Genomic DNA, 23,188 nt, shown 5'->3' on the forward strand with positions numbered 1-23,188 from the left:
GCGGATCGCCGTGGCCTGTGGCGGGGCTCTACCCGCTGTTGTGGTGCGGTTGAGTGGCGCTGAGCTCGCGCCCGGGCCGGCTGTTGGCGTTTTCGGGGTCGGCGTGCTGGCCGCGGCGCTGCTGCTGATGTGGGCCGCGGAGACCGCGCGGGTGGACATGGCCGGGGCGCTCGCGCTGGCGCTGCTGGCGTTCATCGCGGTGCTGCCCGAGTACGCCGTCGACCTCTACTTCGCCTACGCGGCCGGATCCGATCCCTCCTACGCCGCCTACGCGGCGGCCAACATGACTGGCGCCAACCGCCTGCTGGTGGGCATCGGCTGGCCGCTCGTCGCGCTGGCCGCCGCCCTGTCCCGGCGCCGCCGGGGCGCCGCCCCGGGGCCGGTCGTGCTGGAGCCGCACCGCCGGATCGACGTGGCCTTCCTCGCCGTGGCCGCCGTCGTCGCCTTCGTCATGCCGCTCACCCGGGAGATCGGCTGGTACGTACCTGCCGTGCTCATCCCCTGGTACGGCTGCTACCTCTACCGGATCGGCAAGTGCGGCTCGGGCGAGATGGAGGAGCTCGTCGGAGTCCCGGCCAGGCTCGCCCTGCTGCCCCGGGCCGGCCGGCGCACCGTCACGGCCGTGCTGTTCGCGGGCGCCGCGGCGGTCGTCTTCGCTTGCGCGGAGCCGTTCGCGAACGGCCTGGTGGAGGCGGGCGCTTCGCTCGGCATCGACCGCTTCGTCCTCGTGCAGTGGCTCGCCCCGCTCGCCTCGGAGGCGCCGGAGCTGATCGTCGCCGTGGTCTTCGCGTGGCGCGCGCGGGCCGGGGACGGGCTCGGCGCGCTGCTCTCCAGCAAGGTCAACCAGTGGACGCTGCTGGTCGGCTGCTTGCCCCTCGCCCACGCGCTCGGCGGGGGAGGGGCGGCCCTGCCACTGGTCACCCGCCAGGTCGACGAGGTCGCGCTGACGGCCGCACAGACCGTCCTGGCGGTCGTCGTCCTGCTGGACCTGCGCTTCGTCCGGTGGGAGGCCGCAGCCCTCTTCGTCCTCTTCGCGGTGCAGTTCGCGCTTCCCGGCGAGTACGCCCGGGAGGTGCTGACCTACGTCTACCTGGGCTTGGCGGCCCTCCTGCTGACGAGGCGGTGGCGTCACCTCCCGGACACGGGACGGGCCCTGGGCGGGCGGGTCGTGGGAGACCCGCACTTCTGAACCGCCGCCCTTCCGGACCGCCGCGCTTCTCACCCGCTACGGCTCCGTTATCAGCTCCGTCACCGCCTTCAGCCCGTCCGTGGCCAGCGCCCGGCGCTGCCGGTCGGCCGGCGTGCCGCGGCGCAGCAGCCGGTGCACGAGCGAGCTCACCTGCCGCGTGTCGCCCGACTCCTCCAGGGACTGCCCTATGTGGACGAGGAGGGAGCGGACCACCTCGTCCGCGCCCCGGCACCGGCCGGCGGGGTCCACGAGCATCCCGTCGAGGCCGTGCCGGGCGGCGTGCCAGTTCGCGGCGGCGAGCAGCTCCGGCAGGCAGGGCGTCGGGGGCCGCCCGGCCTTCTCGTCGCGGATGGCGGTGGCGACCAGGGCGCGGACGATGCCGGCGAACATGACGGAGTCGTCGGCCCGCAACTGCACGTCCAGGCAGCGGACTTCGATCGTGGGATAGCGGTCCGAGAGCCGCGCCTGCCAGTATAGCTGGCCCCGGTCCGCGATCGCCCCGGCCGTGAGCAGCGCCTCGATGCGCTCCTCGTAGTCCGCGAGGCCGTGGAAGTAGGGGGGCGGGCCGCTGACCGGCCAGCGGCTGTAGACCACCGTCCGCCAGCTGGAGAAGCCGGTGTCCTGGCCGTTCCACAGCGGGGAGTTGCCCGCCATGGCGACGAGGACGGGCAGCCAGGGCCGCACCCGGTTGAGGACCGCGACGCCCGTCTCGCGGTCGGGGATGGCGACGTGGACGTGCATCCCGTGGACGAACTGCTCGTCCACGAGCTGGGCGGCACGCTTCCGCATCGCCAGATAGCGCGGATTGCCGGTGACGGGGATGGGCTCGGGGCCCGAGCACGGCGCAGTACCGCAGGCGGCGATCCGGCAGCCGGACCGCTTGGCGGCGGAGCTCACCGCGTGGCGCAGCCGCAGCAGATGGCGGCCGGCTTCGGCGAGATCGGAGCAGACCGGAGTGGCAACTTCCACCTGGGCCTGCAACAGCTCCGCCTGAATCTCCCGCTCGTTCACGACCGGATCCAGGTCGACCGCCGCCCGGACCTCGTCGGCCAGGGGAACCGGCAGTGCGGTGGCCGGGTCGAGCAGAAGATACTCCTCCTCGATCCCTAGGGTGAGCATGCCGTAGGGCTACCCTCCGGCCCTTGCGGCGAACCGCACGGACCGTGCCGCTCCGCCTTTCTGACGCAAAGACGCCCTGCCCGGACCCCGCCGACCTCGCCCTTCGCCGCCGGCCGGCGTGACTCGAATCAGTTCTTCAACCCCCTTTTGATAAACGGGATTTCCCGCCACTCGTGATGCCGGGTAACACCCCGGTTCCACGGGGCGCCGCGAAGTGAAGAAGTTCACAGAAGCCCCTTTCGGCTCCGAATTCCGGCGGTCCGTGATGCAGGATCGTGCATCGAACAACAAGATCCCGTCACCGAGGCGGGCGACCCGGGCGGACGCCGAGTCCTGCCGCCGTACCGGGTGCGGAGCAGAAGAATGGATCGGCAGGAGCGGGAGACCCGAGCACGGCGGACCACGATGGCGGTGGTCCTTGGGGTGAAGCCAACGAAGGCAATTCGGATGGCCGGGCAACTTCGACAGCCCGAACCCGACAGGTCATCTTTCGCAGGCGGATGACGAAGGGTTTTGGCATGTCTGCGTTCTCCGGCATATCCACGCTCGTGTCCCGCGCCGGTGCCGCCTCCGTGGTCACCGCGGCCACCGTGACCGCGTCCATGCTGCTTCCCGGCATGGCGGCGGAGGCGAGTGCGGCCACCCCGGGCGCCGCGGCCCTGAAGGTCGCGGCCTCCAAGCAGGGCTCCCCCTACCAGTACGGCGCCGCCGGCCCCAACCGGTTCGACTGCTCGGGCCTCACGCTCTACTCCTTCAAGAAGGTCGGCAAGAACCTGCCGCGCACCGCGGCCGACCAGTACAACAAGACCCGGCACATCTCCGCCGGCTCCCGCCAGGCGGGCGACCTGGTCTTCTTCCACTCGGGCCGCAACGTCTACCACGTCGGCATCTACGCGGGTAACAACAAGATCTGGCACTCGCCCAAGCCCGGCACGTCGGTGCGGCTCGAGAAGATCTGGTCCAGCAGCGTCTGGTACGGCCGCGTCAACTGACGTCAACTGACCGGTGACCGGCCCGCACAGTAGACCGGGCCGGGGCGACCCTACCCCGGCCCGGAAGCCTCCGGGGATCCCGTCTCGGGTCCCCGGAGGAGTGCGTCACGGCAGCTGTGCCCCGTACGCCTGCAGGGCCGCCGGAACGGGCTGGAAGAACGTCTCGCCGCCGGAGGAGCAGTCGCCGCTGCCGCCCGAGGTGAGGCCGAGGGCGGTGTCACCGTCGAAGAGCGCGCCGCCGCTGTCGCCCGGCTCGGCGCAGACCGACGTGCCGATCATGCCTTCGACCGCGCCCTCCTCGTAGTTGACGGTCACGTCGAGCGCGGTGACCTGGCCGTCGTGCACGCCGGTCGTGCTGCCGCTGCGCTGCACCGTCTCGCCGACGGTCGCTTCGCCGGCCTTGCTGATGTTCTGCGTGCGGCCGTTGTAGAGGTTCACGGCGCTGGGGTGGGCGATGTTCGACGTGTAGCGCACGAGCGCGTAGTCGTGGCCGGGGAAGGACGAGCTCTCGGTCACGCCGATCTGGGCGCCGCCTTGCGTGGCGGACCAGCTGCGCGAGGCGTTGCCGCAGTGTCCCGCCGTGAGGAAGTACGGCTTGCCGCCCTTGGTGATGTTGAAGCCCAGCGAACAGCGCACGCCGCTGCCCCAGATCGCGTCGCCGCCCGCGATGAAGGGGCGGAGCACCCCCGCGGTCCGCTTGACGGTGACCTTGTCGCCGAGGCGGGCGACGGCCTTGTCGAGGCGGTCCTTGCGGGCGCCGGTGACGGTGCTGTCGGCGGTGACGACGACCTTGTTGAGGCGCGGGTCCACCGCCCAGGCCGTACCCGGAATCGATGCGTCCGCCTTGAGCGCCCGCCGGGCCGAAGCGAGTTCGGCCGCCGAGTGGCGCACGGTTCTCGGCTCGGCGCCCGCGGAGCGCACACGTGCGGCCGCGGCCTCGTCCTGCACGCCGACGACGAGCCGGCCGCTCGCGGAGTCGAAGTACGCGCCGGCCGAGTCCGCGCCCAGCTCCGCGGAGATCCGCTGGGCGAGCTCCGCGGCCTGCGGAGAGGAGAGCTGACGGGGCGCCGGTGAACTCGCCTGCGCGCTCGGGAGGGTGAGCGCCGCGGCCGTCAGGGCGGCCATCGCCGCGCCGGCGGCGGCCGTACGGCGCGTGGAGGTGCGGGAACGTTTCACTCGTGGCCTCCTGTGGGGGAGTGCCCGGCGGCGCGGTGGGCGCGCCGGAGCATGGTGAAGGAGGTGCGGAGGTACGGCGGTGCAGACGTACGTCCTGCGCGGACGCGTGTACGTACGTCGTGCGCGCGTGACGCGCACGGTGAGGACGCAGCACGCGACAGGCCGATGATCGTCGCGTGCATGTCAAGAACGAAGTACGGGCGAGTATCCCGAGACGGCGAATGAAAGTTCAAGAGCGACATTCGGTCGTGCGAACGGTCCCGGCGACGGGCCTCCGGCGGCCCACGCGTACCGCGAGCCGTCCCGCTGAACGGGGGTGACGCGCCGCCGCGGAGGCCGGGCGGTGAGCGGACAGCGAAGGGTCCGGCTGTCCGGTATTCGCTCCCCGAGGGTCATCCGCACTGCGCCCCGGGGGCGTTCTTTGCACAGTCTTAACGGTGCGGCGCCGGAACGCCGCCGCACGAGCGAGGCCGGGGCCCCCCGTCCGTACGGCGGGCCCCGGCCCCGTCAGGCGTGGCTACTGGGCGCCCGACGTGTGGGTCGGACGGATCGGGCCGCCGGCCCCGTTCCCCTGCGCGGCGTCACCCTCCACGTGCTCGACCGGCTTGTCCAGCTCGGCCGACATGGCCTGCTCGGACGGCGTGGCGGCCTGCTCGGCGGGGGCCCCGGCCTGCTCCTTGTGCTTGGGGTCCTCAGCGGTCATATCGAACTCCTGTGTAGAAGGCGCGCTGTGATGCGCCGTGGAACAACTGTGCCTGCAGTATGTATCGGCGCCATCAACGGACGATCAACGGCCCCTCGCCGGCCCTCGCCGGCCAACGGGCCGCCCCCGGCCCGCCCGGCGGACGCCCGCCCAACCGGCATCTCCTCCCGTACGGGACACTGAGGTACTGTCACCGCTGTCGCCGGACGGAGCCGGCACGGCACGGTCGGGGGAGACATGCGGGATACAACGGAGCCGACCGCTCCGCTGCTCCATTTCCAGCTGCTCGGCCCCGTCCGCGCGCTGGCGGGCGACCGCCACGTGGACCTGGGGGCGCGCCAGCAGCGCGCCATGCTCGCCGTCCTCCTGCTGCGCGGCGGCGCGACGGTCTCCAGCGACGAGCTGATCGACGCCCTGTGGGGCGAGAACGCACCGCCCCAGGCCCTCGGTACCGTCCGCACCTACGCCTCCCGCCTGCGCGCCCTCCTCGAACCCGGCCGCGCCGCCCGCACCCCGGCGACCGTCCTCGTCTCCGTCGCCGGCGGCTACGCCCTGCACGTGGCGCCCGAGCGCGTCGACGCGCACGTCTTCGAGCGCCTGCTCGCGCAGGCGACCGCTGCCCACGCCGCGGGCGACGCCGCGACGGCCCACGACACGTACGCCGCCGCACTGAAGCTGTGGCACGGCACCGCGCTGGCCGGGCTCCCGGGCCCGTACTGCGAGCGCCAGCAGGACCGGCTCTCCGAAGCGCGCCTCGCCGCCCAGGAGGGCTTCTTCGACTGCGCCCTGACGCTCGGCCGGCACACCGAAGTCGTCCCCGAGCTCACCTCGCTCACCGCCGAGCACCCGCTGCGGGAGCGGCTGCGCGCCCAGCTGGTCCTCGCCCTCTACCGCTGCGGCCGCCAGGTCGACGCCCTCGCCGCCTACGCCGACGCGAGGCGGCTGCTCGTCGAGGAGCTCGGTGTCGAGCCCGGCCTCGAGCTGACCCGGCTGCACGCCCAGGTGCTGGCCGGCGATCCCGCGCTCGCCCTGCCCACGGCCGGCACCCCCGCCGCCGGGCCCGCCGAGGGCCGGCGACCGGCCGGCGCCCCCTTCCAGCTGCCCGCCGGCATACCCGACTTCACCGGCCGCGAGCAGCTGCTGAGCGAGGTGCAGGGCGCGCTCACCGGAGCCGCCGGGCCCGCCGTGCCGATCGCCGTGCTCACGGGCATCGGCGGCGTCGGCAAGACCACCCTCGCCGTCCACGCCGCCCACCTCGCGCGCCCCGGCTTCCCGGACGGCCAGCTCTACGTCGACCTGCGCGGCACGAGCGACGAAGCCGCCGACAGCGGCAGCGTCCTCGCCCACTTCCTCCAGGCGCTCGACGTCCCCGAGTCCGACATCCCCGACGACCTGGAACAGCGGGCCGCCCTCTACCGCTCCGTGCTCGCCGACCGGCGCGTCCTGCTCCTCCTCGACAACGCCCGCGACGCCGCCCAGCTCCGCCCGCTGCTCCCCGGCACCGCCGGCAGCGCCGTGCTCGTGACGACCCGCTCCCGGGCCGTCACCCTCGGCGGAGCCCGGCAGTTCCACGTCGGCGTGGCGAGCGAGGCCGAGGCGCTCTCGCTGCTGGCCGCCATCGCCGGCGAGGAGCGCGTCACCGCCGAGCCGCGCGCCGCCAGGGCCCTGGCCGCGGCCTGCGGCCACCTGCCGCTCGCCGTCCGCATTGTGGCCTCCCGCCTCGCCTCCCGGCCCGGCTGGACCGTCGCCTCCCTCGTCGCCCGCCTCGACGACGAACGCCGCCGCCTCGACGAACTGCAGGCCGGCGACCTCACCGTGGAGACCACCTTCCGGCTCGGCTACGCCCACCTCCCGCCGGACCAGGCCCGCGCCTTCCGCCTGCTGGCCCTCGCCGACGCCCCCGACCTCCCCCTGACCGCCGCGGCCGTCCTCCTCGGCACCGACGACTTCACCGCCGAGGACCTCGCCGAGGGCCTCGCCGACGCCGGCATGCTGGAGTCCTACGCCCCCGGCCGCTACCGCTTCCACGACCTCCTGCGGCTCTACGCGCGTCGCCGCGCCGAGCACACCGAGGCCGCCGAGGACCGCCACGCCGCCGTCGCCCGCCTCCTCGACCACCTGCTCGCCACCGTCGGCAACGCCTCCCGCATCCTCGAACCCGACCACGCCCTGCACCGCCACCTCCACCCCGTCACCGCGGCCGGCACCGCCTTCGCCGACGCGGACGAGGCCCGCGGGTGGCTGCGCCGCGAGCACATCACGCTCGCCGCCACCCTCGCCCAGGCCGTACGCGAACTGCCCGGCGCCCTGCGCCCCGCCGGTGACCTTCTCCTCACCTGGTCGGGCCTGATCGAGGGCCCCGCGCACCGTGACGAACTGCGCCGCCTGTCCGAGCTGACCGCCGTCGCCGCGCACGCGGCGGGCGACCTGCGCGTCGAGGCCCGGGCCCGCTACACCCTCGGCAACCTGCACTACTTCACCGACGTGTACGAGGCCGCCGAGCGCGAACTGTCCGAAGCGCTGCGGCTCGCGGAGGCCGCCGGCGACCCCATGTGCCGCCACCTCGCCGCCAACGCCCTCGGCATCCTCTGCTTCGCCACGGACCGCCCCGCCCGCGCCCTGCCCCTGCTGGAGCAGGCCCGCCTGCTGTGCGACGGCCTCGGCGACCAGGGCAGCGAGGCCCGGGTCCTCGCCAACACCGCCCGCGTCCGCCTCGCCCTGGACCAGCCCCGCGAGGCCGAGCGCGACGCGGCCGAGGCCGTCCGCATCGCCCGGGCCACCGGCAACGGCCCGACTATCGCGCTCACCCTCTACCAGCACGGCTGCGTCCTGCACAAGACCGGCCGGCCCGACCTGGCCGCCCGTCAGCTCCAGGACGCCCTGGGCGCCTTCATCGAGCAGCAGCAGCGCGGCTGGGAGGGCCTGGCCTGGGCCCGGCTCGCCGAGTGCCGCCTGGCCGAGTGGCGCGACCAGGACGCGGTCTCGTGCGCGGAGCAGTCCCTGACCATCGCGCGCGACCTGGGCAAGACCTACTGCCAGGGCCTGGCCCTGGCCGTCCTCGGCCGGGCCCGCACCCGCCTGGGCGACCCCGGCCGGGGCCGCACCCACCTGAGCGAGGCCCTCACCCTCTTCGAACGCCTGGGAGTGCCGGAGGCGGCTGCGGTGCGGGAGCTGCTCGCGGCCCGTGCGCCGTCAGCGAGCTGAGTCCGGGCCCGCGACGACCAGCGATGCCAGCTGCACGAACGCGTCCGCCGTCCGGGGCTTGAGCCGCCCCAGCTGGATCTCGCGCCGGCTGGACAGATGGGTGTCGAAAGGGACGAGCACCCCCGCGCGCGGCTGCGGGTAGCCGAAGCGCTCGACGACCTCACCGCCTCGCAGCGTCGCCTCGACACCGCTCAGCTTCGCCACGACGACGACGGCCTTCCGTACCAGATCCGGGTGGTCGTCCCGCAGGGCCCGCATGAGCTGCCGCGCCGCTTCCAGGGACCGGTTCGTCGCCGTGCAGCACAGCACCAGCTGGTCGGTCAGTCCGAGGACGGCCTCCGCGGTGGCACCCAGGCGGGCCGAGGCCCAGTCCGTGAGGATCACCGGATAGTGCTGCCCCGCCATGGCCAGCACCCGGCGGTACTCGTCGTCGTACGCCGGGCTCGGGACCGTACGGGCGGCGCCGTGGCCGATGACCTCCAGGCCCGAGGGCTCGTGGGTGGTGAAGCGGCTGATGTCCGCGTGCGAGGCCGTCACCGGGAGCCGGACGAGGTCGCGCAGCGTCGCGGAATTGCGGTGCGTGAGGCGCCCGTAGAGGGCCCCCAGCGTGGGCGCCCCGTCCAGGGCGAGAACCGGTTCCTGCCGGACGGCCGCGATCACCGAGCCCAGGGTGAGCGTCGTGGTGACGCGGCCGCAGCCGCTGTGGGCGCCGATCATGGTGATGTGCCGGCTGCACGCGAGCGGCGTACGGATGCCGTCCAGCAGGCCGCGTAACGTGGCCTTGTCGGCGGCGAACAGGCGGAACCGCCGCCCGATCCGGGCCGCGGAGCCGTCTTCGAGGGGCCCGGGCGCCGCTGTACGGATCAGCGGCTGCCGCAGAGCCGGGCCGCCCGCCGGCCGAGCGCTGCGCACCCCCTGGGTCTGCCCGTCGCGTGCCGCCAGCTCGTTGGCGATCGCTACGTACCGGGCCAGCACCCCCGCCGCCTCGCTCGCTGCGGGCCGGTCGTCCGGGTTCGTCGCCAGGCAGCGCGCGACGAGCACGCGCAGCGGGCGCCAGGTGTCGCCCTGCCACAGCTCCATCCCGTTCTCCAGGCCCGGCAGCGTCTCCCGGTTCTTGCTGCTGATCAGCAGGAGCAGCTCGCCGAGGGACTTCACGTTCTCGGCCTCGGTCGGCACGGGCCCGGGCCCGGCGTATGCGCCGTCCACCGCGGCGTCGGACAGCCCGGTCAGGAGCAGTGAACGTCCGAGCACGAGAACGGAGTCGGCCTTGAGCCCGGCCGGCACCACGCCCTGGAGATGGCAGAGACTGAGTGCTCCCGCCAGGTGCCAGGCGAGCGAGATGCTGGTCAGCACGTCCATGGAGACGGTGCGCAGGAGATGGTGCAGCCGGGGTGGCGCGTCGTCCAGCCCGGGGACCGTGACCAGTTGCATGGCGATCCACGCGGGCGAGTCGTTCAGCCCCGTGGCCAGCAGCGCCGGAGCGTAGCGTCCGTCCAGCCGGCGCAGCACCTCCGCTTGAGTGGCCACCAGCTGGTCCGTGGAAGACGGCATGTCGGGGTGAGCCGTACAGACCGCGGCCGTTTCGCCGCCGGGCCCCCGGCCGCGGTAGACGACTGTGCGCCGGCCGGGCCTGCGCCCCGTCAGGGTGTAGCGGCCCAGCTGCCGGGGGTCCGCGGCGGTCAGCGGTTCCCAGTGCTCGCCGGGCCAGTCCGCCTCCGGCATGCCGGGGCCCGCCGGTCCGGGCGGTTCGACCGTCACCCCGAACCGCGTCAGCAGCCGGCGTTCGACCGCCGTGAACGAGCGGTAGGCGGCGGGCAGCCGGTCCGCGCCGTCCGGGTGGGCGAGCCAGGCGGGGAAGTCCGGCGAGCGGCCGGCCAGGTCCGCGAGGCGGCGGCCGATGTGACGGCTCGTCCGGAGCAGCTCCGCACGCGGCACCGCGTCGAGGAGGGCGGTCTTGACGGTCTCCGGGAAGTCGAACACCCGGTGCTGCGCGGGGAGCGGGCCCGGCACCGGGGCCGGGAACGGGCGCAGGAGCCCGCCCAGGAACACCTCGGCCAGCTCCGCCGTGGTCGCCCGCCACGGCACCGCCGACTGCACCAGCCGCATGACCGGTATGGACACGGGAGAGACGGCCGCGAGGTGCGCGGCGAGCCGGTACGCCCCGGGTGACGCCGCGTCCCGGAAGTGCTGGACGCTGCCGGTCTCGCGCGGAGGGGCAAGCGGCCGGCGGCGTCCTGGCTGTGACAGCAGGGGCAGTTCCACGGTGGTGCCCGGAGACATGATCAGCCGCGCCCAGGCGTGCACCGCGTCCGGGGACGGCTCTAGTACGGGAACGGGCACGCCGGCGAAGTCGGCCAGACCGGGCGGGAGCACGCGGTCGGTGATCTGCCACGCCCTGCTGCTGCCGCCCTGCCGGCGCGTCGTGGCCTGCCAGCGCTCGGCCCGGATCCCGGACCCCTCCCACAGGGCGGCCGGCAGGGCGTGCACGACGGCGACAGGGCCGCTGGTGGCCCAGTGCAGCAGGGTGTCGTGCATGCTGCCGGGGCCGGGCGCCCGGTGCCAGGCGGCGCCCATGCCGTCGCTCACGACGAGGATCAGGGTCTGCCCGGACGGGTCGGTGGGCACGGAGGCGGACATCGTCGAGCTGTCCGGGGCGAAGGGGTGGCCGCGCAGGACCGGTGGGCCGGGCGCGCGGGTGCCGATGCCGAAGACGCGGATGGACCGGAAGGCACCCAGCCGCTGCAGCGTCGTGCGCAGCTCCACGGCCAGCCGGTGCCACAGGAGCATGGACAGGCCGTCGTCGACGACGAGCACGAGGTGGAACCAGCGTTCGCGCGCGGGGCGCATGACCACGTCGGGCAGTCCCGTCTCCGCCACGGCCGCGGCCGAGGCGCCCTCGTCGATCTCCTGGCGCCGCAGGCTGGGGCGCTTCTGCTTGAGCGGCCGCAGCGCCCGGCCGATCCTCAGCTCGTCGGGGAGCGCCTTGTCCTCCGGCACCCGCAGGGGCAGCGCGGGCTTGTCCCGGGCCGGCGGGTCCGCCGCCGTGGCCGCCGGGGCGTGCGGCCGGCCGCGCTGCTTGCGCGGCTCCGGCAAGGGGGCGGCGTGCAGCTCCGGCGCGGTGCGGTCGAGGGCGTCCACGGCCGGGGGAACGCCGCCGGCCTCGTCCGTGCCCGGCGTGTCCGGGCCGCCGGCCGGCTCCGGGCCCGCCGTCGGCGGGGGACCGCTGCGGCGCGCGGCGCGCGCGAGCGGCAGTTCCGCGGCGGGGCCGCCGAGCCGCCCGGCGAGCCAGAGCACGTCGAGCAGTTCGTCGAGGTCCGTTCCGTGGCCCGCGCCGTGCAGGATCCGCAGGACCGCGCCGAGGTGCCGCTCCGCCGGTGTCACCGTCAGATGCTTCCCGTCAGCCGGTGCAGCACCGCCTCCAGCAGCCCGTCGGCGTCCAGGTCTACACCGCCCACGCGCAGGAAGACGGCGTTGAGGAGCTGATCGGTGGCCAGTTCGCCGGGCGCCCGGCGCCTGAGGAAGGCCTGCATCAGGTCGTCCACTTCCCGCAGCGCGTCGTCGCCGAGGTGCGCCCGGACGATGGCGCGCAGCCGCTTCTCGTCCGGCACGGGCAGGTCGAGCCGGATGCAGCGGCGCAGGAACGCGGGCGGGAAGTCCCGCTCGCCGTTGCTGGTGATGACGACGACGGGGAACTCGGTGCAGTGGACGTGACCCCGTTCGACCGGAACGATGCCGTCGTCGGCCGTGAGGACGTCCACGACGGCGATCTCCTGCGGCAGCCGGATCAGCTCGGGTATCTCGAAGACGCCCTCCTCGAACACGGTCAGCAGGTCGTTGGGGAGGTCGACGTCACCCTTGTCCATCTCGTCGACGAGCAGGGCCCGCGGCCTGCCGGCCGGCACGAGCGCCGTACCGAGCGGGCCCAGGCGGATGAAGCTGCCGATGGACGGCTCGGGCTCGTCGCGGTCCCGGCTCAGCGTGGTCTCGCGCAGCCTCCCGATGGCGTCGTACTGGTACAGGGCGTCCTGCACGCTGGAGCGGCTGTTGACCGGCCAGCGCAGCAGCTCGCCCAGGTTCAGCTCGTGGGCGACGGCCCGGGCCAGCGACGACTTGCCCGTGCCGGCCGGGCCGGTCACCAGGAGCGGGCGCCGCAGGTGCAGCGCGGCGTTGACCACGTCGGCGTGCTCGGGGCAGATGAGGTACGGCAGCGGCGCCGGTGCCCGGCTGGGCGTCCTGAACCGCCGCCACGGAGGGGCGGGCGGCATGGCGGCGGTGCGCTGGACGCCGTCGCCCCCGGAAGATCCGCCAGTCGTCGGCCGGTCCGGTGCTCATATGCTCTCCTCGGGCTCGGACAGAAGCAGCATGGGCGCGGCGCGGTCCGCGTCCGCCCAGGCGAGGACGGGGCGGCCGGGGAACTCGCCGGGCCGCTGCAGGGCCTTGGCGCGATAGGTCCGCGTTCCCTCGGGCAGCTCGCGGGTGGTGACCTCCGCCATGCGGCCGACGGCGTGGGGCTCCTGCACCGGGCCCCGGTCCCACAGGACCACGGGTATGCCCACGGCCAGGCAGAGCTGCACGATCCCGTCGCGGGCGCCGGGCTGGACGTCCACGGTGACCCGCACGGCGTCCAGACGGTCCATCAGCGTGCCGTAGACCTCCCGCTGTCCCGGCGCCGGGTCGCTGAACAGCAGCGTGCTACCGGAGTCCAGCCGCCCCCACCGGCGGTGCCAGTCGGGCACGAAGCGCTCGTTGCGGCGCAGCAGCTCCGGGCAGTTGACCACCACCGGGTACTCCGCGCCCAGCACCCCGGGAACCAGGTCGTCCGGCCCTTGCCCCTCCCACTCGTCGATCGGCAGGTTCAGCCCGGCACGGTCCACGACCGCCTCCACCACAGGGCGCCGGTCCGGGGAGCCCCGGTGCGCGGACTCCAGGACGCGCAGCAGCTCCCGCGCCGCCTCCGCCCGGCTGTAGGTGACGCCGCCGTCGTCCGACAGCTGACGCAGCCCCGCGCCCTCGTCGCACCACACCCGGAGCCGGTAGCGGTCCCCCGGAGCGCCGGTCACCTCGACGAGCACGCGCGGCGGGGCGGTGCGTGCCGCGAGGGCGACCGCCCAGTCGTCGGCGTCGGAGCGTCTCTCCCTGAGCGCGGAACGGGGGATGCCCAGCCGCTCCGCGACCCCGTCGCACCACAGGCGCAGACCCGCTTGCTGGGCGGACGGGCAGAGCACGGCCATGTACTCCATGACCCGCAGCAGTCCCGGCACCCGCAGGCCCTCCGTCTCCGCGCGGCTGTCGCCCAGCAGGCACTCCAAGTGGTCGATCATCTCCTCGGTCCCCTCGCCGGCAGGGAGCGCGGCGGCCAGCGGCAGCGCTGCCCGTACGGCCTCCGGGAGCCGTCCCAGGACGGCCTCGGGGAGGGAGTCGAGGATCCTGCGCAGCTTGCGGTGCTCCAGCGGCGACAGGAGCCGGGGCGTGCGGGAGAGCTGACCGGCGGCCAGCAGCCGGGCCACGGACGAGGGGTCCTGGCGGCGGAGGACCTCGGTCATCGCGGCGAGCGCCTTGGGCTCCGTCACCAGCAGCTGGGCGAACTCCTCCGGAGTGGGCGCCGAGCCGTCGTCGCGGTACCCGAGCCCGCAGCGGTCGGCCACGGCCCGGCCGTAGTCCGCCCGGAGCGTGGGCGACGGCACCAGCGTCTCGATGAGGTCGGTCAGGACCGGCAGCGCCGGGTCGTCCGGGTCCGGTTCGCGCCCGTCGAAGAGCCGCCCGGCGCCCGCGGCCCGCAGCTCGCTCTCGACGCGCTGCCAGGGAATGCCCCAGCTGCGGCGGGCGACGTGCTGGCTGCTGAACGGCGCCGGCAGGCCTGTCGCCGGGTCCTCCGGCGGCATGATGTGGGCGGCCACGATCCCGACCACGGCCTGCTGCACGGCCGACCAGAGCGGGCCTCCGCTGTACGCCGGGCCGATGGGCATCCCGGTGCACGCGCCGTCCACGTACCCGATGGTGCCGTCGCAGGCCGTCACCTCGACGTCGGCGAAGGAGCTGCGCAGGCCCGTGCCGTGCCAGGCGCGCAGCACCTGCCCCTCCTTCATCGGCTGCCAGTGCGGCGGGGCGGTCGCGTCGGCGTGGGGTTCGTCGAGCTGGAGCACGGCGAGGTCGCCGAGCCACTCCGGGTCCCGGCCCGCGCGCACCTCCGGCACGCCGTCGAGCCGGCGCGGAGGGATCCAGAAGCGCGTGCGGGCCTCGAGTCTGCGGGTGCCCGTGGGCCCCTGCAGTGAGACGCGGACGGGCTCGCGGGCCGGATGGCGGGTCGCGAAGAGGTCCCTGCCCAGAGCGTCGTTGACGACGTGGGCGCAGGTCAGCAGCTGATCGGGCGTCAGTAGGACGCCGGCGCCCGCGGACCGGCCGTCCCGGATCCGGGCCACCGACGCGACGAGGCGGCGCGGGTCCGCGGTACCCGGGGCCGTGCTGCGGAACCAGCCCATGTGTCACTCCGTACGGGGTTGCGGCTGCCATTTCGCCGAAACGGTGAGGTGGGCCTGGCCGTTGCCGCCGACGATGCCGAGCTTGAGGTCGTGGCCCACCTGGATGCCGAAGCTCACCTCCACCTCCGCGGGCGGGGGATCCGACGCCGTGACGGCGTCGTGCACCTCCTGCAGGAGGGTGCCCAGCGGCTGGAGCGTGCGGCGCAGGGTGTCCACCGCGAAGGCGGCGACGGCGCCCCGGCCGTCGCCCCGGGCCACCGGCACGCTCCGGCCCATGCCCTCGGGCAGGTCCTCGCCGGGAGCCGGTGCCGGGTCCGGCGCGGGCGAATACGGGGCGCCTTCCGCCGGGGAGAGCGCGAAGCGCACCGACGTGCCGTCGGCGAGGCGGAGTTCGGCGTAGTTCGGCATCCTGACATTGTGCTGACCACCGCCTCACCGTGGGTGCGCTTCTGTGAACTCCTCTCACACCGGCCGGGTGTCAGCGCGCCGCGCGGTGGCCCGTGCCGCCGTTGACCGGCTGGACGGCCGGGCCGGGGTCGGGGAGGTTCTTGAAGAACTCCGAGGACTCCCGGCGGCGGATGCGGAACACCGCGTCCAGGAGGGCGTTCGCCGAGCGGGAGGAGCCGTCGCCGCGGTCCGGGCCGAGGCCTCCCGCGCGCCACTGCAGATAGACGCGGGTCAGCTCGATCTCCGTCTCCCGCAGCAGTATCCAGGAGACGTCCCAGCGGTAGAGGCTCTTCATGGCGGTGGTGATCGCCACCAGGAAGCCCGCGCCGGAGATCGCGGCGCTCTTCCCGGTGAAGTCGAGCGTGGTCAGGACCGGCAGGGCCGCGCCGGCCAGGATCACGACGGCGCCGCTCAGCCGGTAGAAGCGCCGGTGCCAGGCGGCCCGGACGTCGTAGAAGTCTATGACGTCCAGGACGTAGCGCTCGGTCGCGGCGGTGAAGCCGTCCTCGGAGTTCTTCCAGCGGGGCGCGGAGAACCGCAGGCCCAGTTTTCTCAGCACACTTTTCTTCGGGCTCACTCGCACTCACTCACTCGTTCACGGGGCCGGTGACGGCGGGAACGCCGCGTACGCCGACGGCAGGTATCCGGAGAAGAAGACGTTCGTCACCGACTCGCGCGCGGCCCGCTCCTGCTCCGGGGAGTGGACGGTCCACCCGATGACGGGCAGCCCGCGCCGCTGCCAGAAGCGCAGGGCCCGCGACGGCAGGGCGTCCAGCTCGAAGCTGAGGAAGCCGGGGCGGGTGACGGCGTTGGTGGCCATGGACCGGCCGACCGGGCGCAGGAGGGGCGGCGCGGACCTGAGGGCCCCCGCGATCTGCCCCACCGGCACCCCGGGGAGCGCGCGCCGCAGCCGGTGGACCGTGCGCGGGTCGAAGGACTGCACGGCGACCGGGCCGTCGTAGCGGCGGACCGCGCCCGTCACGGCCCGTTCCAGGCCGGCCGCCCCGGCCGGGCCCCAGCGGCGGACGTCCACCATGACGGGGACGCGCCCGGCCACCGCCGTGAAGACCTCGGGCAGCGTGACCGGCCCCCTCGCGCCCGGCTCCGTGGACGCCAGCGCGCGCAGGTCGCCCAGGGTCAGGGACGTGACGGGCAGTTCGCGCCCGGACGGCAGGCGGACCGCCGCGTCGTGCACGACGGCGAGCGCGCCGTCCCTGGTCAGCTGCACGTCGAGCTCGAAGGGCACGCCGTGCGCGGCGGCGCGAAGGAACGCCGCCATCGAGTTCTCCGGCGCGCCCTGCGGGCCGCCGTGCAGGCCGCGGTGCGCGATCGGCAGGCTCAGGTGCCAGGGGAGATCGCGCACGAGGGCCTCCAGGGGCGGACGTCACGACGGACTCGCGGGCCGGGGCGCGTCGCACAGCCGCTGGAACGCCGCGAGCATGCGCGTCTCGGCCAGGGAGAGGGAGTTGTGCACGCCGAGCAGGTGGTGGAGCTCCTCGAAACGTACCCACGCGTCCCGGTAGCCGAGCCTGCGCAGCGCCTGGACCCGGTCCGGGGAGAAGGACAGCATGCCGGTGAGCGGGCCCAGCGGGCCGGGCGGGACGATGGGGACGCTGGGCCGGATGTCGATCCGGGTGGCGGGGCCCGCGGGGTGCGAGCTGACGACGGCGTCGGGGTGCAGGTGGACGACCACCACGACGTCGCAGTGCTCCTGCTCGGCGAAGGCGCGCACCGGCGTGCGGTCGCCCGGCCCGCCGAGCCCGCCGTCGAGGTAGGTGCAGCCCTCGACCACCCGCGACGGGAAGATGAAGGGCAGCGCGGCGCTCGCGAGGACGGCCTCCCGGATCTGGTGCTCCGGCAGCCCGTTGAGGCGCAGGATGGCGCCCTTGGCGCCGCCCAGCCAGCGCAGGACCTCGACGAGGTGGCGCAGCCGCACCGGGAGGGCGGGCGTGCGCACGAGCGGGTACGCGGCCACCCACAGGGGGCGGCCGGCCCGGATGGCCGCCGCGTCCACCGCCTCGCGGACCAGCTCCTCCAGCATGCCGACGCGGCTGCGCAGGCCCAGCAGCCTGGGTGCGAGCAGCCGGGCCTGCCGGGCGGTGCCCTCCGCCGCGGCCCCGGCCTCGTCGAGCGGGAGGCCCTGGTCGGCGAAGGGCGTCACGCCCGACCGGGTGGAGAAGCGCTCCCAGAACCCGGCCAGGCGCCGGGTGCCCGTGCGCAGGTCCGGGGCGCCGACCAGCACGGCGCCGTTGAGGGCGCCGATGCTCGTTCCGGCGACGGCCGCGATCTCCAGGCCCATCTCGGCGAGGTAGTCGCACACGCCCAGTTCGTAGGCGCCCTTGGCGCCTCCGCCGGCCAGCACGAGCCCGATGCGCAGCGATCCGGGCGCGGGGAACGCGGGCCGGGCGGCGGCGGCCGCCGTGCGCGGCTCCTCGGCGGCCCGCCGCGCCACGGGCACGGGCGCGGCGGGGCCGGCGGCCACGCGGTCGGCGCGGGCCGCCCAGCCGGCGAAGGCCCGCGCGATGTCCTGAGCGCCGTCCAGCACCGGCCCGCCGTCCAGCAGCTCCCCGCCGTCCAGCAGCTCCCCGTCATCCGGCACCGGCCCGCCGTCCAGCACCTGCCCGGCGGCCGGATCCTCCGCCGGGCCGCCCGCGCCGTCCGGTTCCTGCGCGCCGCCCCGTTCCTGCGCGTCACTCGTCGCTTGCGCATCACTCACTGCGCGTCACACCCCCGTCCCGTCCCGGCCCGCCCTGGTCGATGCCCTCGCCGTCGCTCTCCGCGTGCTTGCGGAGCCGGATCCGCCGCTGCCGCGCCTCCGCGAACTGCTCGGCCACGATGCGCCGCACGAGCTGCTCGACGCTCAGGCTGGACGGGAGGAAGAGGTCACCGCTGCCGCTGCTGTCGCGCAGGGCGGCCCGCGCGGCGTCCTCGGGGTCCGCGCCCGCCACGGCCAGCTCCGTCGCCCGGGCCAGCGCGGAGGTCAGCGGCCCGACCGCGTCCGACAGCTCGTCGGCCACGCCCAGGCCGAGCAGCTCGGCCACCATCAGCCGGTGGTTCTCGCTGGGCAGTTCGCGCACGACGGCGGTGAGCATGGCCGGTAACGACTTCACGCCCTCGAACCACGGCACCGGCGGGTCCTGCAGCATGCGTTCCACCAGCTGCCGCTGCATGTGCGTCTCGCCGCCGGTGAAGGCGTACGTGCCCGCCGGCCCCGAGGCCACCTCACGGGCCAGCAGCACCGCCCCCACCAGCCAGGGCAGCCCGGGGTCGGGCCGGGGCCGGCGCCAGCGCCGGGCCGCGCGGTCCAGCGCGAGCTCGGCCTCCAGCGCCGCCAGCCGCCGCTCGTGGTCGGACAGGAAGCGGCCGGTGTCGCTGGCCAGCCTGCCGAGGATCGCCCCGAGCTCGCCGATCGCGGCCGCCGACCACTGGCCGGCCTCCTCGACGCGCTCGATGCGCTTCTTCGCGTCGTGCACCTCCTCCGAGACCTCGGCCACCACGAGGTCGGTCACCGTCATCCGCTCGCTCAGGTGCGTGAGCCAGCGGAGCGTGAGCTGCTGGGAGCTCAGCGTCCGGTCCCGGACGGTGCGTTCGCGGATCCGGTCGCGGCCCGTCGCCCGGCCGAGGAGGCGGGCGAAGAAGCCCTCGCGGGCCGCGGCGCGGGTGAGGTCGTTCGCGGTGTGCAGGTCGTTGGTCAGCTCGAGGAGCAGCCGGTCGTCGACGAGCGGCACGCCGCGGGCCACGATCTCCAGGCTGAGGGAGTCGTCCGGGGGCGTCACGGCGCCTCGCCCGCGGCCAGGAAGACGAAGGCCTTCAGGTGGTTCTCCGGGGCCTCGCCCCGGACGGCGTAGGCCGGTGCGACGAGGAAGCCGGGGACGCCGGTGTCCTGCCGGTTGTAGGGCTGGTACTCGCCCTCGGCGAGGAGGGTGACGTCGACGTCGAACAGCAGGGAGGCGGGCAGGTCCACGTCGGCCATGTCCCGGACGATGCCGTTGGCCGCATCGACGGCCTTGCGGAGGCGGAGTTCGGCGCCCTCCGTCGCGTAGCCCCGGTGCGCCAGCGCGGACTGCACGCCCTCGGCCGTGGCCGGAGTGCCGTGCTGGGCGCCGGCGAACAGCAGGTGCACGGTCTCGCCGACCGCCCGGGCCCGCGCGGCCTGCAGGCCCCCGGCGATCTGGTCCCACTGCCTGCCGTCCGCGGGGCACAGCTCCTTGGCGAGGCCGCGCAGGTCCTGGTCGATCAGGCGCTGGTAGCGCTCCTTGATCTGGGCGTGGCGCCGGTGCATGTCGCTCGGGGCCTCGCCGGTGGCGATGGCGTCCCTGACGCCCGCGGAGCGCAGCCGTTCGAGCAGGACCTCCGCCTGCCGCAGTCTCGCCTCCAGGTGGTCCACCCTGTGGGCCATGGCCGTCACGCCGTCCGACACCCGGCCCACCGTCTCGCGCAGGTGGGCGAGGTCGGTCTGCGAGGAGGAGCCGATGCCCCTCCTCGCCTTCGCGGCCTGCTGCTCCGCCCGGGCGTCCACGTTGTGCTGCCAGGCCTCCACGGCGGCCAGCCGCTGCTGCAGGTCGTTCAGCCGGCCCAGCCACCACTCCTCCGGGTACTGGCCGCCGGCCGCCGCCCGTATCGAGGGGGCGGGGTGCGCTTCCTGCGGCGCCTCGTGGTCGTTCCAGCGCTGTTCGTACATGGTCCTGGCTCACCTTCCCTGCGGGGTCTCGGGCCGGTCGGTGCTGCCGCGGCCGTAGAGGTCGTCGAAGGCGACCTCGGCCCGGCGGGCGGCCCCCGACCGGCGGTCGCGGACCTCCACTTCGATCTCGGTGGTCCCGAACGAGAAGGCGACGTCCAGGGAGCGCTCGCTCGTGGGCAGGCCCACCGACCCCGAGATGTCGGGGATGACCTTTCCGATGGCCTCGCAGCCTTCCTCGTCCGTGTAGTCGGGGTCGTGCGCGTACGTGGCGTGGATGGTCACCTGGACCGTCGTCCATGTCGGGAAGACCGCGACGGTGCTCACGGCCTTGTGGTCCGTCGGCACGAGGTCGCCGCGCCGGGCCATCACGACGAACCGGTCGTTGCACTTCTCGTTGCCGTCGTCGTCGATGAAGAACTTCTCCTGGGGGTCGATGCCGTGCCGGAACGGCATGCTGCAGCCGAATCCGTAGGTGTATTTGGAGCGGCGCCCCCAGATGACGGACGGGTCGTAGGCGAAGTGCACCGCGCCGCCGAGCACGGCGACCGCCGGGTCCATCGGCGTGATCACACGCACTTCGTGGCCGAAGCGCTGGGCGATGCGGTCGCGGAGATACGTCGAACGCGCGAATCCGCCCACCAGCAGCATCTGTTCGCGCCCGACGGCCGGCCCGTCGCCGGACGCGGCGGCGCGCTGCCGCTCGATGGTGGCCAGGATCGGCCGCACCACGGATTCGAAGAGCGTGGTGACCTCGTGAGCGGTGATCTCGATGTAGTGGGTCTCGCCGGAGGCGAGCACCGTGAGCCGGGTCCGGGTGCCCGCGTCTAGGGCGTCCCAGATCTTGCCGGGAATGCTGATGAGCACCGTGTCCGTGATCACGGGAGTGCCGTCGGCGGCGGTCTCGGAGACGAGCCGGACCTTCTCGGTCTCCCATTCCGTCTCCAGCTGCCCGATTTCCTTGGGGAAGTTCGCGATCAGCTGTTTGAGCTGCTGCTCGCCGAAGCGGTCGGCGAGGATGTCCGTCACGAAGGCGTGGTTGACGTAGGCGGAGCCGAGGCGGTCGCCGTCGGCGACGCGGGTCTCCTTGAGCTGGCCGGGGCCGACGTCCTCGGCGCGGATCTGGTAGCTGGTGATGTCGACGGTGCCACCGCCGCAGTCCACCACCATGAAGCGGCTGCCGGGGGTGTCGACCTCCAGCTGCCCCTCGGGGCGGTCCGGGCCGAGCACCGTGCCCGCGTTGAGCGCGCAGTAGACGGCCGCGGCCTCGGGCTCCTGCACCAGCAGGAGCCGCTCGGCGTCCCCCGGCAGGCCGGCGGAGACGGCCGCCGACCGCATGAACTGGCGGTCGGCCTCGGTCCACATGGCCGGAATGGTCAGGCACCAGCGGATTTCGTCGGCGGTATAAGCGGCGCCGCCGACGGCATAACGCCCGATCTGCTCCAGCGCGGCCCCGCGCACGTGCGTGAGCATGGCGGTGACCAGAACCTTCACGGTGTCGCGCCGGGCGCCCGCCAGGCTGCCGAGGAATTCCGGGATGTCCGACTTTCCCTCGCGCCCGTGAATTGCCATCTTGAACTTGCTGGCGTAACCGAAAGCCTGCGGGTTTCCGCGGGCCAGTTCCCGGTCCCAGGCGTTGCGCGCCTTTTCCCCGAACTTCACCGGATCGCCGGCCCGGTTCACCAGAACGGCGCTCAGGTCCTTCGGGTAGGTGTGGCCTCCCGATTGCGTGAACGGCTGATAGACCACGACCCGGTGCCCGGCCGAGTCCTGCAGCGCGGAAACGGTCGCCCAGGCGAATCCGGTGCCGTGCGTTCCGAAATCGATCGCGACGATCACCTTGGGTTTGAAAGTCGCACCACGTGTTGACGGCGTCATGGGTCCCCCGAGCTCCGCACAGTTGCCGACAGGTGCCCGAGGGTACACGTCACGGAGGGTGGCGGGGAGACCGTTCGCGGAATGACTTCCGCCGCCGCCCGGCGGGGCCCGGGGAATGAATTCCCTTGGCACTGACACCTATAGGGGAAAGCTCAGGGGAAGCTCAGAGAATTCCATAGATATATCCGTACGATCTTTGCCGGGGCGTCGCGACGGGCCCCGGCGGGCGTTATCCGGGGAGCCCTCCGTTGATCTCGACGACCTGCCCGGTGACGTACGCGGCGCGGTCGGAGACGAGGTAGGCGACCAGATCGGCCACCTCCTCGGGCGTCCCCGCCCGGCCGAGCGGGATCTGCTCCAGGTGGCGCTTCGCCACCGCCTCCGGCAGGGACGCCGTCATGTCCGTCGCGATCAGCCCCGGGGCCACGACGTTGGCGCGCACGCCGTACTTCCCCGCCTCCCTGGCGAGCGAGCGGGTGAAGCCGATGATGCCGGCCTTCGAGGCGGCATAGTTGGTCTGCGCCGCACTGCCGTGGACGCCGGCGACCGAGGACAGGGTGACGATCGCGCCCTTGCGGCGCTTCATCAGCGGGAAGACGGCCGCGCGGCACACGTGGTACGTGCCGTGCAGGTTGGTGTCGATGACCTCGCGCCACTCCTCGTCGGCCATCAGCGCCAGCGGCCGGTCGCGGGTGATGCCCGCGCAGGTGACCACCGCGTCGGGCGGCCCCAGCTCCCGGACGGCCGCGGTGACGAACTCCCGGGCCGCGGCGGCCTCCGCGACGTCCACCTTCCGGGCGAGCACGCGGGCGCCCGCCGCCCGGGCCGCCTTCGCGGCGGCCCCGGCGGCGTCCGCGTCGGAGCGGTAGCAGAAGGCGACGTCGTAGCCGTCCTCGGCCAGCCGTGCCACCACCGCCCGCCCGATGCCGCGCGAGCCGCCGGTGACCAGGGCCACCGGCCGCCGCCCGGCGCCGTCCGTCCCGGCGGGCACGGCGCGGGCCGCCGCGCTCATGCCGCTTCCCTGCCCGCGACCCGGTCCCGCACCAGCTCGCTGACGAGCCGGAAGGACCCCAGGTCCGCGAGGTCGGAGTCGTCGATGCGGATGCCGTACTGCTCCTCGATGCGCACCGCGATCTCCAGGGAGATCAGCGAGTCCACGTCGAGGTCCTCCTTGAAGCGGGCCTCGTCGGTGACCTCCTCCACGGGCAGTTCGAGGGCGTCGGCGACGACGGCGCGGAGCTCTTCGACGTCGAGGGCGTTGACGGTGGGCTGAGCGGTCATGACGGTGCCTTTCGTTCCGGGGATGTGAGGGGGGATGTGGGG

At 74.2% G+C, this 23,188-nt stretch carries 17 protein-coding genes, 1 pseudogene and 1 riboswitch; of the genes and pseudogenes, 3 read left to right on the plus strand and 15 right to left on the minus strand.

Annotated features, from left to right (window positions below; all coding sequences use genetic code 11):
* Positions 1-49: 49 nt before the first annotated feature.
* A complete protein-coding gene (locus ACSNOH_RS12750) occupies positions 50-1,189 on the plus strand; it encodes a hypothetical protein (protein WP_436721383.1) in 1,140 nt (379 codons plus the stop codon).
* A gap of 36 nt (positions 1,190-1,225) precedes the next feature.
* Here the strand turns inward: ACSNOH_RS12750 and ACSNOH_RS12755 are convergent, their stop codons facing one another.
* Positions 1,226-2,308 (minus strand): carboxylate-amine ligase, encoded by a 1,083-nt coding sequence (locus tag ACSNOH_RS12755; RefSeq protein WP_436721384.1) that lies wholly within the window; start codon positions 2,306-2,308, stop codon positions 1,226-1,228.
* A 332-nt stretch (positions 2,309-2,640) separates the two neighbouring features.
* A riboswitch (cyclic di-AMP (ydaO/yuaA leader) is annotated at positions 2,641-2,822 on the plus strand.
* 4 nt (positions 2,823-2,826) lie between these two features.
* On the opposite strand from ACSNOH_RS12755, the gene ACSNOH_RS12760 reads away from it, so the two are divergent.
* The gene (locus ACSNOH_RS12760) at positions 2,827-3,300 is read left to right on the plus strand and encodes a C40 family peptidase (protein WP_436721385.1); all 474 of its coding nucleotides are present in this window, start codon (positions 2,827-2,829) and stop codon (positions 3,298-3,300) included.
* Positions 3,301-3,405: 105 nt separating this feature from the next.
* Here ACSNOH_RS12760 and ACSNOH_RS12765 read toward each other — a convergent pair whose 3' ends face one another.
* On the minus strand, positions 3,406-4,476 hold the full coding sequence (locus tag ACSNOH_RS12765; RefSeq protein WP_436721386.1) for a S1 family peptidase: 1,071 nt from the start codon (positions 4,474-4,476) through the stop codon (positions 3,406-3,408).
* Positions 4,477-4,993: 517 nt separating this feature from the next.
* On the minus strand, positions 4,994-5,179 hold the full coding sequence (locus tag ACSNOH_RS12770) for a hypothetical protein (protein WP_436721387.1): 186 nt from the start codon (positions 5,177-5,179) through the stop codon (positions 4,994-4,996).
* Between the two features lie 237 nt (positions 5,180-5,416).
* On the opposite strand from ACSNOH_RS12770, the gene ACSNOH_RS12775 reads away from it, so the two are divergent.
* Positions 5,417-8,383 carry an AfsR/SARP family transcriptional regulator gene (locus ACSNOH_RS12775; RefSeq protein WP_436721388.1) on the plus strand — a complete coding sequence of 989 codons (2,967 nt, stop codon included), beginning with the start codon at positions 5,417-5,419 and terminating at the stop codon, positions 8,381-8,383.
* Here the strand turns inward: ACSNOH_RS12775 and ACSNOH_RS12780 are convergent.
* The 12 genes and pseudogenes from ACSNOH_RS12780 to ACSNOH_RS12835 form a co-directional block, all read right to left on the minus strand.
* The gene (locus ACSNOH_RS12780; RefSeq protein ID WP_436721389.1) at positions 8,372-11,764 is read right to left on the minus strand and encodes an SAV_2336 N-terminal domain-related protein; all 3,393 of its coding nucleotides are present in this window, start codon (positions 11,762-11,764) and stop codon (positions 8,372-8,374) included. The genes ACSNOH_RS12775 and ACSNOH_RS12780 overlap by 12 nt on opposite strands.
* 2 nt (positions 11,765-11,766) lie before the next feature.
* Positions 11,767-12,715: pseudogene (locus ACSNOH_RS12785) on the minus strand (AAA family ATPase).
* A complete protein-coding gene (locus ACSNOH_RS12790; RefSeq protein ID WP_436721390.1) occupies positions 12,712-14,862 on the minus strand; it encodes a trypsin-like peptidase domain-containing protein in 2,151 nt (716 codons plus the stop codon). The pseudogene ACSNOH_RS12785 and the gene ACSNOH_RS12790 overlap by 4 nt, the downstream one beginning before the upstream one ends.
* A 3-nt stretch (positions 14,863-14,865) precedes the next feature.
* A complete protein-coding gene (locus ACSNOH_RS12795) occupies positions 14,866-15,270 on the minus strand; it encodes a CU044_2847 family protein (RefSeq protein WP_436721391.1) in 405 nt (134 codons plus the stop codon).
* 70 nt (positions 15,271-15,340) lie between these two features.
* Positions 15,341-15,868 (minus strand): DUF4231 domain-containing protein, encoded by a 528-nt coding sequence (locus tag ACSNOH_RS12800; RefSeq protein ID WP_436721392.1) that lies wholly within the window; start codon positions 15,866-15,868, stop codon positions 15,341-15,343.
* Between the two features lie 36 nt (positions 15,869-15,904).
* Entirely contained in the window at positions 15,905-16,672 is a 768-nt protein-coding gene (locus ACSNOH_RS12805) for a glycerophosphodiester phosphodiesterase family protein (RefSeq protein WP_436721393.1), read from the minus strand.
* 21 nt (positions 16,673-16,693) lie between these two features.
* Complete coding sequence (locus ACSNOH_RS12810; protein ID WP_436721394.1) at positions 16,694-18,025, minus strand: patatin-like phospholipase family protein; 1,332 nt, start codon at positions 18,023-18,025, stop codon at positions 16,694-16,696.
* Complete coding sequence (locus tag ACSNOH_RS12815; protein ID WP_436721395.1) at positions 18,018-19,085, minus strand: hypothetical protein; 1,068 nt, start codon at positions 19,083-19,085, stop codon at positions 18,018-18,020. Before ACSNOH_RS12815 ends, ACSNOH_RS12810 begins: the two co-directional genes overlap by 8 nt.
* On the minus strand, positions 19,082-19,990 hold the full coding sequence (locus tag ACSNOH_RS12820; protein ID WP_436721396.1) for a hypothetical protein: 909 nt from the start codon (positions 19,988-19,990) through the stop codon (positions 19,082-19,084). The genes ACSNOH_RS12815 and ACSNOH_RS12820 overlap by 4 nt, the downstream gene beginning before the upstream one ends.
* Positions 19,991-19,999: 9 nt before the next feature.
* Positions 20,000-21,826, minus strand: a complete 1,827-nt coding sequence (locus ACSNOH_RS12825; protein ID WP_436721397.1) for an Hsp70 family protein — start codon at positions 21,824-21,826, stop codon at positions 20,000-20,002.
* A gap of 268 nt (positions 21,827-22,094) precedes the next feature.
* Positions 22,095-22,877, minus strand: coding sequence for a 3-oxoacyl-ACP reductase FabG (gene fabG, locus ACSNOH_RS12830; RefSeq protein WP_436721398.1), 783 nt, complete (start codon positions 22,875-22,877; stop codon positions 22,095-22,097).
* Positions 22,874-23,188: acyl carrier protein (locus ACSNOH_RS12835; protein ID WP_436721399.1), on the minus strand; the 315-nt coding region annotated here is incomplete at its 5' end. The genes fabG and ACSNOH_RS12835, both read right to left, overlap by 4 nt.

It is taken from the genome of Streptomyces sp. URMC 127, from assembly GCF_051386535.1.
Taxonomy (GTDB): Bacteria; Actinomycetota; Actinomycetes; order Streptomycetales; family Streptomycetaceae; genus Streptomyces.

What these genes read in the sequence shown, in the direction of transcription:
- ACSNOH_RS12770 (WP_436721387.1), bottom strand. Translation starts at nt 5,179, where the DNA reads ATGACCGCTGAGGACCCCAAGCACAAGGAGCAGGCCGGGGCCCCCGCC.
- fabG (WP_436721398.1), bottom strand. Translation starts at nt 22,877, where the DNA reads ATGAGCGCGGCGGCCCGCGCCGTGCCCGCCGGGACGGACGGCGCCGGG.
- ACSNOH_RS12820 (WP_436721396.1), bottom strand. Translation starts at nt 19,990, where the DNA reads ATGTACGAACAGCGCTGGAACGACCACGAGGCGCCGCAGGAAGCGCAC.
- ACSNOH_RS12790 (WP_436721390.1), bottom strand. Translation starts at nt 14,862, where the DNA reads ATGGGCTGGTTCCGCAGCACGGCCCCGGGTACCGCGGACCCGCGCCGC.
- ACSNOH_RS12775 (WP_436721388.1), top strand. Translation starts at nt 5,417, where the DNA reads ATGCGGGATACAACGGAGCCGACCGCTCCGCTGCTCCATTTCCAGCTG.
- ACSNOH_RS12755 (WP_436721384.1), bottom strand. Translation starts at nt 2,308, where the DNA reads ATGCTCACCCTAGGGATCGAGGAGGAGTATCTTCTGCTCGACCCGGCC.
- ACSNOH_RS12760 (WP_436721385.1), top strand. Translation starts at nt 2,827, where the DNA reads ATGTCTGCGTTCTCCGGCATATCCACGCTCGTGTCCCGCGCCGGTGCC.
- ACSNOH_RS12795 (WP_436721391.1), bottom strand. Translation starts at nt 15,270, where the DNA reads ATGCCGAACTACGCCGAACTCCGCCTCGCCGACGGCACGTCGGTGCGC.